A 12,564-nucleotide genomic window follows, 5' to 3' on the forward strand; every position below is an offset into this window, starting at 1 on the left:
GGGCCAGGGCGGACCGGGCCGGACCGAGCGGGGCGGGCCATCGAGCCTGCCCCGCCGATCGGGCCGGGACAGGAACCAAGCCGGACCACGCCACCGGGCCGAGGTGGGCCACCGGAATCCGACGAGGCACCAGCTTCACCGCAAGCCGGCCGCCGCCGGGGCACGCGGCGGCGGCCCCTGGTCGTCCAGCCGGAACCAGCGGTGGCCCGTACCGGGGCCATGGCCGCCGCGCCGGGCGAGCACCGCCGGACGCGGCTGCCGGCCACTGCCTCCCGCCGGGGCGGCTCCACATCCGGCCGGCGAACCGGCCCGCCCGGGTGCCCGGCCGCCGCCGAGGGTGGCGGATAGGCTGGCCGCGTGGGATCGCGGTGGACGGTGGCTCGGGTGCTCGCGCTGGCCCCGGACGCCGGGTCCGCGCGGGCCGCCCGCGGGCTCGCCAACCCGCGCACCTGGTCCGACCTCGGCAGCACCAGCTCACTCGTCTGGGGCAAGTGCCAGGGCAGCGCCCGCACCCCCTACCAGGTCACCGTCGACCTCACCGAACCGTCCTTCCGCTGCACCTGCCCGAGCCGCAAGTTCCCCTGCAAGCACGGCTTGGCGCTGCTGCTCATGTGGGCCGCGGGCGACGGCTCCGTGTCCGAGGACGCCAGGCCCGCCGACTGGGTCACCCCCGCCGCACCCCGCCGGGAAGCCGCCAAACCGGACCCCGAGGCGCAGGCCAAGCGCCTGGCCGAGCGCGAGTCGCTCATGTCGGCCGGCCTCGACGACTTCGAGCTGTGGCTGCACGACCTCGTCCGCCAGGGCCTGGCGGCCGCCCGCCGCCAGCCGCCCGGGTTCTGGGACACCGCCGCGGCCCGGCTCGTCGACGCCCAGCTGCCCGGGCTCGCCGACCGGGTCCGCGCCGCCGGCGCCGACATCCACGCCCGCGCCGACTGGGCGCCGCACCTGCTCGGCGAGCTCGGCCGCTGGTACCTCGCGGTCCGCGCGTGGCGGCGCCGCGCCGAGCTGGACGACGCCGCGATGGGCGACCTGCGCACGGTGCTGGGCTGGGCCCGCCGCCGCGACGAGATCGGCGACCGGGTCGCCGATCGGTGGTGGGTCGTCGGCCTGAGCCAGGAGGAGGACGAGCGCCTGCTGTCCCAGCGCACCTGGCTGCACGGCGAGCGCACCGGCGAAACCGTGGTGCTGCTGGACTTCGCCGCCGCCGGGCAGGCGCTGAAGGTCGCGCACGTGCTCGGGTCCGTTGTGGACGGCGAGGTGGCCCGCTACCCCGGCGGCCAGCCCCGCCGCGCGCTGCTCGCCGGTGACGAGCACAAGGTCACGCCCGGTTCCGGCCTCCCGCACGCCACCGACGTCCGCACCGCGCTCGGCCAGGCCGCCCGGTGGCTCGCCGGGAACCCGTGGCTGCGCCGCATCCCCCTGGCACTGGCCGGGATGACCGTCGTCCCCGGCGACCCGCCGCTGCTCGTCGACCCCGGCGGCGCCGCCCTCACCCTGGCCGCGGGCACCGACGTGTGGCAGCTGCTCGCCCTCTCCGGCGGGCACCCGGTGCCGGTGTTCGGCGAGTGGATCGACGAGCGCCTGCACCCCCTGAGCGTGCAGGTCGGCGACCGGCTGGTGGCGCTGTGACCGCATGGGAAGACCTGCTGGGCACGGCGCTGGTCGGCACCGGCCGCCGCCCCTTCGACCTGGCCGCCTCCGGCATCCCGGGCGCAGGCAGCGTCACCGCCGACTCGCCCGAGGCCGCGGTCCTGGCCGCGGCCGCCCTCGCCGCCGGGCACCGGCGCGCGGGCTGGACACCACCGGTCTGGCGCGGCACCCCGCGACAACCGGCCGGCCCCGACGACCGTCCCGAGTGCACCCCGGCCGCCGCCCAGCTGCTGGAACTGCTGCTCACCAAGGCCATCCGCCTCGAAGTCGGCACCGAGCTGCTCACCGGCGACTGGCTCACCGCCGCCCGCGACACCGGGCGGCGCCCGCCGTACCGGCTGCTGCCCGACCTGCTCCGCTTCGGCACGACCACCGCCACCGCCCGCCCGCTCGTCCGCGACGTCCTCGGCCCGCGCGGCGCCTGGCTGGCCGCGCACAACCCGGCGTGGAGCTGGGCCGCCACCGTCCCGCCCGCCGACGTGGCGGAGCGCTTCGCCACCGGCACCCGCGCCGAGCGGGTGGCGCTGCTGACCGACCTGCGCGCCACCGCGCCCGGCCGCGCGCGCGAACTGGTCGAGGAAACCTGGGCCGACGAGCCGGCCGCCACCCGCGCCGCGTTCCTCGACACCCTGCGCACCGGCCTGTCCGGCGACGACGAACCGCTGCTCGAACGCGCCCTCGACGACCGAGCCGCGACCGTCCGCGCCGCCGCCACTGCCCTGCTCGACCACCTGCCCGGCTCGGCCCGCGCCCAGCGCATGGCCGAGCGCGCCCGGCGGCTGCACCAGGGCCGCGGCGCCTTCGACCTGCCCGGCGAACCCGACGACGCGGCCCGCCGCGACGGCGTCACCGACCACCGCGAACCGGGTCTCGGCCGCGGCGCGTCCCGGCTGATCCAGATCCTCGCCGCCACCCCGCTGGCCGCCTGGGATCCGGACTGGATCCCCGAGGCCGGCCACGACGTCCTCCTCGGCTGGACGAAAGCCGCGCTGCGCCAGCGCGACCAGCAGTGGCTCACCGCGCTGGCCCGGCACCAGCCGACCCCCGAGCTGATCGCCGCGCTCACCCCCGCCGCCGCCGCGGAAATCCTCGGCAGCAGCCGGAAACTCGACGCCCGGTTCGGTGCGCTGCTCGCCGCCGCGCCCGGCCCGTGGCCCGCGGAGTTCTCCACCGAAATCGTCGCGCGGCTGCGCACCGCCAAGGCCGAGGCCGTGCTGCGGCTCGCCGCCTGCGCGATGGCCGAGCACCTGCACCCCGCCGCGCTCGCCGCCGTCGAGAACTGGCTGCTCGCCCTCGGCACCGACCACAAACCCACCGCGCGCACCCTGCGCGGCATCGCCCACGCGCTGACCATCCGAGCGACCATCCGGCAGGAGTTCACATGACCGACGTGCTGAGAGCACACGCCGAGCAGCAGCACGCCGACGAGCTGGCCGCCCTCGCGGCCTCCGACGACCGGCCCAAACCGCCCAACTGGAAGCTGTCGCCGTGGGCCGTCGCGACCTACGTGCTGGGCGGCGAGGCCCCGGACGGCACCCCGATAACCCCGAAGTACCTCGGCTCGCGCCGCCTCGTCGAGGTCGCGATCGCCACGCTCGCCACCGATCGCGCGCTGCTCCTGCTGGGCGTGCCCGGCACCGCGAAGACGTGGCTGTCCGAGCACCTCGCCGCGGCCATCTCCGGCGACTCCACGCAGCTGGTGCAGGGCACGTCCGGCACCGCCGAGGAGGCGATCCGCTACGGCTGGAACTACGCGCGCCTGCTCGCCGAGGGCCCCTCGCCCAAGGCGCTGGTCGCCAGCCCGGTACTGCGCGCGATGGAGACCGGCGGCATCGCGCGGATCGAGGAGCTGACCCGCATCCCGTCCGACGTGCAGGACGCGCTGATCACGATCCTCAGCGAGAAGACCCTGCCGATCCCGGAGCTGGACAGCGAGGTGCAGGCGCTCGCCGGGTTCAACGTGATCGCCACGGCCAACGACCGCGACCGCGGCGTGAACGACCTGTCCGCCGCCCTGAAACGCCGCTTCAACGTCGTGGTGCTGCCGCTGCCCGACGACGCCGAGTCCGAAGTGGAGATCGTCCGGCTGCGCGTCGAGCAGCTGGGCCGGTCGCTGCAGCTGCCGGCCGGCGCGGAGAACGTGGACGAGATCCGCCGCGTGGTGACCGTGTTCCGCGAGCTGCGCGACGGGGTCACCACCGACGGGCGGACGAAGATCAAGTCGCCGTCGGGGACGCTGTCCACCGCCGAGGCGATCTCGGTGATGACGAACGGGATCGCGCTCGCGACGCACTTCGGCGACGGCGTGGTGCGGGCCGACGACGTGGCGGCCGGCCTGCACGGCGCGGTGGTCAAGGACCCGGTGCAGGACCGGATCGTGTGGCAGGAGTACCTGGAGACCGTGGTGCGCGAGCGCAAGCCGTGGTCCGACCTCTACCGCGCGTGCCGGGAACTGGTGTGAGCGTTCACGTCCTCGGCATCCGGCACCACGGGCCCGGTTCGGCCCGCGCGGTCGCCGACGCCCTGGACCGGCTCGACCCCGAGGTCGTGCTGATCGAGGGACCGCCGGAGCTGGACTCCGTCGCCCCGCTCGCCGCGGCCGCGGGCATGCGCCCGCCGGTCGCCGGGCTGGTCTACGCCGCCGACCGCCCGGCGACGGCCGCGTTCTACCCGATGGCGGTGTTCTCCCCGGAGTGGGTGGCGCTGCGGTGGGCGCTGGAGCACGGCAGGCAGGTGCGGTTCCTCGACCTGCCCGCGAACGTCGCGCTGGTGCTGGAGGATGCCGAGGACCCGGACGCGGAACCGCCGATCGATCCCATCGCGACGCTGGCCGAAGCCGCCGGGTACGACGATCCGGAGCGCTGGTGGGAGGACGCGGTCGAACTGCGCTACCACGGGCTCGAGGTGTTCGACGCGCTGCTCGACGCCATGCGCGCGCTGCGCGAAGGGCACGTGCCGGACCTGCGCACGCAGCGGCGGGAAGCGGCGATGCGGAAGGTGCTGCGGGCGGTCATCCGCGGCGGGGCAGGCACGATCGCGGTGGTGTGCGGCGCCTGGCACGCGCCGGTGCTGGTGCCCGCGGAGTTCCCGTCGCAGGCCGCGGACAACCGGCTGCTCAAGGGACTGCGCACGACGAAGGTCGCGGCGACCTGGGTGCCGTGGACGTCGTCGCGGCTGGCCAGGGCCAGCGGCTACGGCGCGGGCATCTCCTCCCCCGGCTGGTACCACCACCTGTTCACCACCGCGCACGACGAGGCGGTGGGCCGGTGGATGGTGCGGGTGGCGCATCTGCTGCGCCGCGAGCAGCACGACGTGTCCCCGGCCGCGGTCATCGAGGCCGTCCGGCTCGCCGACGCGCTGGCCGTGCTGCGCAACCGCCCGCACCCCGGGTTGCCCGAGGTGCTGGAGGCCTGCCAGGCCGTCCTGTGTGGAGGGTCGGACATCCCGATGCGGCTGGTGGCCCGCAAGCTGCTGGTCGGCGACATCCTGGGCCGGGTGCCCGCCGAGACGCCGATGGTGCCACTGGCCAAGGACCTGGAGGCGACGCGGAAACGGTTGCGGCTCAAGCAGAGCGCGGCCGAGCAGCAGCTGGACCTGGACCTGCGCACGCCGACCCACCTGGAGCGCAGCAAGCTGCTGCACCGGCTGCTGCTGCTCGGCGTGCGGTGGGGCGAGCCCGCGGAGACCGCGCGCACGCGGGGCACGTTCCGGGAGTCGTGGGTGCTGGAGTGGCGGCCGGAGCTGGCGGTCGCGTTGATCGAGGCGAGCGGCTACGGCACGACGATCGAATCCGCGGCGACGGCGGTGGTGGCGCAGCGGGCCGCCGAGGCCGACATCGCCGAGCTGAGCGTCCTGGTCGAGGACACGCTCACCGCGGACCTGCCGGAAGCGCTGGCCGGGGTGCTCGCGGCGCTCGACGAGCGGGCCGCGCGCCAGCACGACACCACGCGGTTGATGGCGGCGGTGGAGCCGATGGCGCGCGTGCGCCGCTACGGCAACGTGCGCCGCGCGGACACCGAGCTGGTGCAGCGGGTGCTGAGCGGAGTGGTCACGCGCATCGCCGTCGGGCTGCCCGCCGCGTGCGCGGGTCTCGACGAGGACGCCGGCCGTGAGGTGCGGCAGCTGGTGGACGGTGTGCAGCGGGGCATCGGGCTGCTCGACCAGCAGGAGCTGCGGGAGGTCTGGTACGGCGCGCTGCGGACGGTGGCCGACCGGCTCGGCGTGCCGGGGCTGATCGCCGGGCGCGCGGTGCGGCTGCTGCTGGACGCCGGGCTGCTGGACGTGGCCGACGCCGCGGGCAGGCTGTCCCGGCAGCTGTCCGTCGCCGCGGACGCGACCCAGGCCGCGGGCTGGCTGGAGGGGTTCCTGTCCGGCGAGGCGGCGCTGCTGGTGCACGAGCCGGAGCTGCTGGAGATCGTCGACCGGTGGGCGACCGGGGTCGGCGAGGAGGTGTTCGACCACCTGCTTCCGTTGCTGCGCCGGACGTTCGCCGAGTTCAGCGCGCCGGAGCGGCGGGAGATCGGGCTGCGGGTGCGGCGGATCGACCGGGGCGAGGGCGCGGCCGGGGCGCGCGCGGCGGACGAGGACCTGGACCACGAGCGGGCGGCGCTGGTGGTGCCGCGGATCCTGGAGCTGCTGGGATGAGTGAACGGCTGCGGCGGTGGCGGATGATGCTCGGCGGGCAGGACGCCGACGGCACCGGCGTGTCGCTGTCCGGTGCGGACGCCCGGCGGGACGCCACGCTGGAAGCCTTGTACGACAAGGAAAAGGACCGCCGTGGCGGGCTCGGCGGGTCGTCCCCGCGGGTGGCGCGGTGGCTGGGCGACATCCGCGGCTACTTCCCCAGCTCGGTGGTGCAGGTGATGCAGCGCGACGCGATGGAGCGGCTGGGGCTGCGCCAGTTGCTGCTGGAGCCGGAGATGCTGGAGTCCGTGCAGCCGGACGTGCACCTGGTGGGCACGCTGCTGTCGCTCAACCGGGCCATTCCGGAGCGGTCGCGGGACACGGCGCGCGCGGTGGTGCGGAAGGTGGTCGAGGACCTGGAGAAGCGCCTGGCGCAGCCGACGCGGCAGGCGGTGGGCGGGGCGCTGCACCGGGCCAACCGCACGAACCGGCCCCGGCACGGCGACATCGACTGGAACCGCACGATCCTGGCGAACCTGAAGCACTACCAGCCCGAGCAGCGGACCGTCGTGCCGGAGCGGCTGGTGGGTTTCGGTCGGCGGCTGCCGAGCGTGTCCAGGCAGATCGTGCTGTGCCTGGACCAGAGCGGGTCGATGGCCGCCTCGGTGGTGTATGCGAGCGTGTTCGGGGCGGTGCTGGCGTCGATCCGGTCGCTGCGGACGCAGGTGATCGCGTTCGACACCGCGGTGGCGGACCTGACCGAGTCGGTGTCCGACCCGGTGGAGCTGCTGTTCGGGGTCCAGCTGGGCGGCGGCACCGACATCAACGCGGCGCTGGCGTACTGCCAGAGCCGGATCGACGCCCCGCGCGACACGGTGCTGGTGCTGATCAGCGACCTTTTCGAGGGCGGTGACGAGGAGGAGATGCTGCAGCGCGCGCAGGCCCTGAAGGCGGACGGCGTGCAGGTGGTGTGCCTGCTCGCCCTGAGCGACGACGGAGCGCCCGCCTACGACCACGAGAACGCGGCCGCGCTGGCGGCCTTGGGGATTCCCGCGTTCGCCTGCACGCCGGACCGTTTCCCGGACCTCATGGCGGCGGCCGTCCAGCGGCAGGACGTGGCCACCTGGGCGGCAGCGAACGACATCCCCACCGCGGCGGCGGAGGACTGACAAGGGGACGCGGCATTCTCCTCGCCCGCGCGGCGGGTGCCGGCGCGCCCGCGCTCCGGCTTCGTGTCCGGCGTAGTGCGGCAAGGACCACCGTCAGTACAAGGGCGCATTCGACCGGCGGCACTACTCCGAGTGGGACCACATCACGTGGCTGACTCCGGCGATAAGCCATCCACCAGCGAGGCTCCGGGAGACAGCCGAGGCCAGCAGGCGGACTAGGAAGACTCGCCACCCCGCCGACAGACGCTCGCGGAGACGCCAGCCACACCCGATTGCATGATCATGCATCGCCATGCATATACTGTTCCCGTGTCCAAGGTGCTCACCTCTCTGCCTGTCGGTGAACGTGTCGGGATCGCCTTCTCCGGAGGCCTCGACACGTCGGTAGCGGTCGCGTGGATGCGCGAGAAGGGGGCGGTCCCCTGCGCCTACACCGCTGACATCGGGCAGTACGACGAGCCCGACATCGCCTCCGTGCCGGGCCGCGCCAAGACCTACGGCGCGGAGATCGCCCGGCTCGTCGACTGCCGCGAGGCGCTCGTCGAGGAAGGGCTGGCCGCCCTGGCCTGCGGCGCCTTCCACATCCGCTCCGGCGGCCGCGTCTACTTCAACACCACTCCGCTGGGCCGCGCGGTCACCGGCACGCTGCTGGTGCGCGCGATGCTGGAGGACGACGTCCAGATCTGGGGCGACGGCTCCACCTTCAAGGGCAACGACATCGAGCGCTTCTACCGGTACGGCCTGCTCGCCAACCCGGCCCTGCGCATCTACAAGCCGTGGCTGGACGCCGACTTCGTCACCGAACTGGGCGGCCGCACCGAGATGTCGGAGTGGCTGACCGCCCGGAACCTGCCCTACCGCGCCAGCACCGAGAAGGCCTACTCGACCGACGCGAACATCTGGGGCGCGACCCACGAGGCCAAGGCCCTGGAGCACCTCGACGCCGGCATCGAGCTGGTCGAGCCGATCATGGGCGTCCGGTTCTGGGACCCCGAGGTCGAGATCCCCGCCGAGGACGTCACCATCGCCTTCGAGCAGGGCCGCCCGGTGCGCATCAACGGCAAGGAGTTCGCCACCGCCGTCGACCTGGTGCTCGAGGCCAACGCGATCGGCGGGCGGCACGGGCTGGGCATGTCCGACCAGATCGAGAACCGGATCATCGAGGCCAAGAGCCGCGGCATCTACGAGGCCCCGGGCATGGCGCTGCTGCACGCCGCCTACGAGCGGCTGCTCAACGCGATCCACAACGAGGACACGATCGCCAGCTACCACAACGAAGGCCGCCGCCTCGGCCGCCTCATGTACGAGGGCCGCTGGCTCGACCCGCAGTCGCTCATGCTGCGCGAGTCGCTGCAGCGGTGGGTCGGCACGGCGGTCACCGGCGAGGTCACGCTGCGGCTGCGGCGCGGCGAGGACTACTCGATCCTCGACACCACCGGCCCGTCGTTCAGCTACCACCCGGACAAGCTGTCGATGGAGCGCACCGAGGACGCGGCGTTCGGCCCGGTCGACCGCATCGGCCAGCTCACCATGCGCAACCTCGACATCGCCGACTCGCGCTCGCGGCTGGAGCAGTACGCCGGCCTCGGCCTGGTCGGCACCGGCGACGTTCAGCAGCCGAAGCTGGTGGGCGCCGCCCAGGCCGCCTCGACTGGCCTGATCGGCGCCATGACCGAGGGCGGCGCCGAGGTGATCGCCTCCCGCGGCGGCGCCGCGGAGGACGTCGAGCTGCTCGACCACGCCGCGCTGGAAGCCGGCAACGACTGACGCTCCTGGAACGACGGGGCCCGCGCACTCCGCGCGGGCCCCGTCTTCCGTTTCACGTCAGGCGGACTTCGCCGCTTCGAGGATCAGGTCCGCGACCGCCGCCGGCTCGGAGACCGCCACCGCGTGCGAGGCGCCGTCGAGTTCGACGACCTTCCGCGCGCCCGCCCGCTCGGCCATGAACCGCTGCGCCGCCGCCGGGATGTTCTTGTCCGCCAGCGGGATCAGGAACCACGACGGGATGTCGCGCCACGCCACGCTCGTCGCCTCCTGCGACAGGGCCACGTCACGCACCGGGCGCTGCGTCGCCGCCATCAGCGCGGCCTCGTCCGCCGGCACGTCGGCCGCGAACTGGCCGTGGAACTCGTCCGGTCTGATCGACAGGTCGTTGCTGCCGTCGCCGAGCGGGACCGAGTCGAGCGTCCCGCCGAGCGTGCTGCCGGGGTACTTCTCGGACAGCCCGAGCGCCGACTCCCCCGCCTCCGGCGCGAACGCCGCGACGTAGACCAGGGCCTTGACCTGCGGGTTCCCCGCCGCGGCCTCCGTGGCGACCATGCCGCCGTACGAGTGGCCGGCCAGGACCACCGGGCCGTCGATCCCGGACAGCACCCGCCGCAGGTACTCGGCGTCGCCCGCCAGGCCGCGCAGCGGGTTCGCCACCGCCACGACCCGGCGCCCCTGCTCCCGCAGCCGGGTGATGACCCCGTTCCAGCTGGCCGACTCGGCGAACGCGCCGTGCACCAGGACCACCGTCTCAGTCATGTTCAACCCTTCAGTTGCATCCAATTGAGTTGTGCACAACCGAACATAACAGAACCGGGTGGCGGACGACAGGGCTGGCGTGGAAGAATGCACTTTGAGATGAATAGTGCAATTACTCGGCGGATGGCCGCCACCGCAGCCCTGGTCACGACGGTGGCGCGGCAGCTCACCGCCGAGCGGGGGCTGACCGGCTTCACCGTCGAGGAGGTGTGCGAGCGGGCCGGCATCTCACGCCGCACCTTCTTCAACTACTTCGCCACCAAGGACGACGCCGTCCTCGGCCGGTCCGCGCACCGGGACGATCACGACCTGGTCGAGGAGTTCCTGGCCGGAGGCGGCGACCTGCTCGGCGACCTGGTGCGGCTCACCGCGGGACGGTGGGTGCGCGCCGACATGACGGTCGAGAAGTGCCGCGAGGTCCAGGCCGCCGTCGAGCGGGAACCCCGCCTGCTCGCCAAGTTCTTCGAGTACCTGCTGCGCGACGAACAGTCCGATGTGGAGCTGGTCGAGCGCCGCGAGGGACTGCCCGCGGGCGACCTGCGGGCCGCCGCCGCGGTGCAGATCGTCGGCGCCCTCGCCGGCGCCTCGGTGCGCGAGTTCCTCCGCGAGGGCAACACGACCAGCTTCGGCGACCTCCTCACGCGCCGGCTCGCCGCCGCGCGCACCCTCCTGTCCCCCGACACCGAACGGACGCCATGACGACCACCGCGCCCGCCCCGCTGCTGCTGACCCAGCGGCGGATCTGGATCATCTTCAGCGCCCTCATCGCGGGCATGCTGCTGTCCAGCCTCGACCAGACGATCGTGGCGACCGCGATGCCGACCATCGTCGGCGACCTCGGCGGCGTCGAGCACCAGGTGTGGATCACGACCGCCTACCTGCTCGCGACCACGATCGTCATGCCGATCTACGGCAAGTTCGGCGACGTCCTCGGCCGCCGGCGGCTGTTCCTCGTCGCGATCGCGTTGTTCACCCTCGCCTCCGTGGGGTGCGCGTTCGCCACCGACTTCTGGGTGTTCGTGGTGTTCCGCGCACTGCAGGGCTTCGGCGGCGGCGGGCTGATGATCCTGTCCCAGGCGATCATCGCGGACATCGTGCCGGCCAACGAGCGCGGCAAGTACCTGGGCCCGCTCGGCGGCGTGTTCGGGCTGTCGGCCGTCGGCGGCCCGCTGCTCGGCGGCTTCTTCGTCGACCACCTCACGTGGCAGTGGGCGTTCTACATCAACATCCCGGTCGGCGTCGCGGCGTTCGTCATCGCGCTGGTCGCGCTGACGCTGCCGAGCAAGAAGGCGGCCCAGCCCATCGACCTGGCCGGTGTGGTGTCCCTGTCGCTGGCCACCACCTGCCTGATCTTCTTCACCGACTTCGGGGGCGACAAGGACCATGGCTGGGCCGCGATGGAGACCTGGGCGTGGGGCCTGGGCCTGCTCGTGTCGGCGGTGGCCTTCGTCGTGGCCGAGAAGCGCGCCGCGGACCCGATCATCCCGCTGAGCCTGTTCCGCAACGGGATCTTCGTCAACGCCACCGCGATCGGGCTCGCGCTGGGCCTCGGCATGTTCGCCGCGATCGGGTTCGTGCCCACGTTCCTGCAGATGTCCTCGGGCACCTCGGCGGCCGCGTCCGGCCTGTTGCTCCTGCCGATGATGGTCGGCCTGATCGGCACCTCGATCGTGTCCGGGTCGGCGATCACGAAGACCGGGCGGTACCGGATCCACCCGATCCTCGGCACGGTGGTCACCGCCGTGGCGATGGTCCTGATGACCACGCTCGCCGCGGACACGCCGATCTGGCTGATCTGCGTGTACTTGTTCGTGTTCGGCGCCGGGCTCGGGCTGATCATGCAGGTCGTCGTGCTGGTGGTGCAGAACGCGGTGCCCGCGGCGATGATCGGCACCGCGACGAGCACGAACAACTACTTCCGCGAGGTCGGCGCGGCGCTCGGCACGGCGGTGTTCGGCACGATCTTCACCACGCGGCTGACGGAGAACCTCAACGGCGTCTTCACCGCGGCCGGCGCGTCAGCGGCGGACGCTTCGGCCGCCACCGCGACCCTCGACCCGGCCGTGCTGAACCAGCTGCCGGCACCGGTGCGCGACGGCGTGGTGACCGCCTACGCCGACGCACTCGCCCCGGTGTTCTGGTACCTGCTGCCGTTCATCGGGATCGCGTTCGCGTTGTCGCTGGTGCTGAAGCAGATCCCGCTCTCCGACGTGGCCGGGCTGGTCGCCCGCGGCGAAGCCATCGGCGGCGAGGAGGCCGAACGCCTGGAGGCCGAGCAGCGCCGCACCTGACCCCCTCACGAGCGGCCGTCGAACACCGCACACAGACGGCGCTGGACTCGCCGAGGGCCGGCGCGAGGCGGCGATCGCGGGCTGTTCCGGGCTTCCGGGGTCGCGACCCGGTAAACGCTGTCGGAGAAGTCGAAGGCGGTCGGGACACCGCTGACCCGATCCCGCCGGTGGACTTCGCGGGGTGGCTGTCCGAGGTGTACTGGGCCGCCTGCTCATGGACAGGAGGATCTCGTCGTGCGCGAGGTCTTCACGTGGCCCCGTGTTCACCGCGCTGCCGGGGAGGACGTGGCGCAGCGGACACTTTC

Annotated in this window: 9 protein-coding genes; 8 read left to right on the plus strand and 1 reads right to left on the minus strand. The window is 73.6% G+C overall.

Translation table 11 applies throughout. From position 1 onward, the window contains the following. Positions 1-357: 357 nt before the first annotated feature. The 6 genes from AMY39116_RS0322110 (at position 358) to argG (ending at position 9,209) form a co-directional block, all read left to right on the plus strand. Complete coding sequence (locus tag AMY39116_RS0322110) at positions 358-1,629, plus strand: SWIM zinc finger family protein (protein ID WP_235716191.1); 1,272 nt, start codon at positions 358-360, stop codon at positions 1,627-1,629. Continuing rightward, positions 1,626-3,035 (plus strand): DUF5691 domain-containing protein, encoded by a 1,410-nt coding sequence (locus tag AMY39116_RS0322115; RefSeq protein WP_020419810.1) that lies wholly within the window; start codon positions 1,626-1,628, stop codon positions 3,033-3,035. The genes AMY39116_RS0322110 and AMY39116_RS0322115 overlap by 4 nt, the downstream gene beginning before the upstream one ends. Next, positions 3,032-4,111: an AAA family ATPase gene (locus AMY39116_RS0322120; protein ID WP_020419811.1), complete on the plus strand. Its 1,080-nt coding sequence runs from the start codon at positions 3,032-3,034 to the stop codon at positions 4,109-4,111. Before AMY39116_RS0322115 ends, AMY39116_RS0322120 begins: the two co-directional genes overlap by 4 nt. After that, the gene (locus AMY39116_RS0322125; RefSeq protein WP_020419812.1) at positions 4,108-6,294 is read left to right on the plus strand and encodes a DUF5682 family protein; all 2,187 of its coding nucleotides are present in this window, start codon (positions 4,108-4,110) and stop codon (positions 6,292-6,294) included. The genes AMY39116_RS0322120 and AMY39116_RS0322125 overlap by 4 nt, the downstream gene beginning before the upstream one ends. Continuing rightward, positions 6,291-7,442 (plus strand): VWA domain-containing protein, encoded by a 1,152-nt coding sequence (locus tag AMY39116_RS43395; RefSeq protein ID WP_020419813.1) that lies wholly within the window; start codon positions 6,291-6,293, stop codon positions 7,440-7,442. Before AMY39116_RS0322125 ends, AMY39116_RS43395 begins: the two co-directional genes overlap by 4 nt. 309 nt (positions 7,443-7,751) lie before the next feature. Next, a complete protein-coding gene (gene argG / locus AMY39116_RS0322135; protein ID WP_020419814.1) occupies positions 7,752-9,209 on the plus strand; it encodes an argininosuccinate synthase in 1,458 nt (485 codons plus the stop codon). 57 nt (positions 9,210-9,266) lie between these two features. Here argG and AMY39116_RS0322140 read toward each other — a convergent pair whose 3' ends face one another. Continuing rightward, positions 9,267-9,968: an alpha/beta fold hydrolase gene (locus AMY39116_RS0322140; RefSeq protein WP_020419815.1), complete on the minus strand. Its 702-nt coding sequence runs from the start codon at positions 9,966-9,968 to the stop codon at positions 9,267-9,269. A gap of 123 nt (positions 9,969-10,091) precedes the next feature. Between AMY39116_RS0322140 and AMY39116_RS0322145 the strand changes: the two genes are divergently transcribed. Then, complete coding sequence (locus AMY39116_RS0322145) at positions 10,092-10,667, plus strand: TetR/AcrR family transcriptional regulator (RefSeq protein WP_020419816.1); 576 nt, start codon at positions 10,092-10,094, stop codon at positions 10,665-10,667. Next, the gene (locus AMY39116_RS0322150; RefSeq protein WP_020419817.1) at positions 10,664-12,259 is read left to right on the plus strand and encodes an MDR family MFS transporter; all 1,596 of its coding nucleotides are present in this window, start codon (positions 10,664-10,666) and stop codon (positions 12,257-12,259) included. Before AMY39116_RS0322145 ends, AMY39116_RS0322150 begins: the two co-directional genes overlap by 4 nt. Positions 12,260-12,564 lie beyond the last annotated feature (305 nt).

Origin of the sequence: Amycolatopsis sp. ATCC 39116 (assembly GCF_000231075.2) — a bacterium.
In the GTDB taxonomy this organism is placed as follows: Bacteria; Actinomycetota; Actinomycetes; order Mycobacteriales; family Pseudonocardiaceae; genus Amycolatopsis_E; species Amycolatopsis_E tucumanensis.

Coding starts and splice junctions, on each gene's coding strand:
- AMY39116_RS0322120 (WP_020419811.1), top strand. CDS start 3,032: ATGACCGACGTGCTGAGAGCACACGCCGAGCAGCAGCACGCCGACGAG.
- AMY39116_RS0322140 (WP_020419815.1), bottom strand. CDS start 9,968: ATGACTGAGACGGTGGTCCTGGTGCACGGCGCGTTCGCCGAGTCGGCC.
- AMY39116_RS0322150 (WP_020419817.1), top strand. CDS start 10,664: ATGACGACCACCGCGCCCGCCCCGCTGCTGCTGACCCAGCGGCGGATC.
- AMY39116_RS43395 (WP_020419813.1), top strand. CDS start 6,291: ATGAGTGAACGGCTGCGGCGGTGGCGGATGATGCTCGGCGGGCAGGAC.
- AMY39116_RS0322145 (WP_020419816.1), top strand. CDS start 10,092: ATGGCCGCCACCGCAGCCCTGGTCACGACGGTGGCGCGGCAGCTCACC.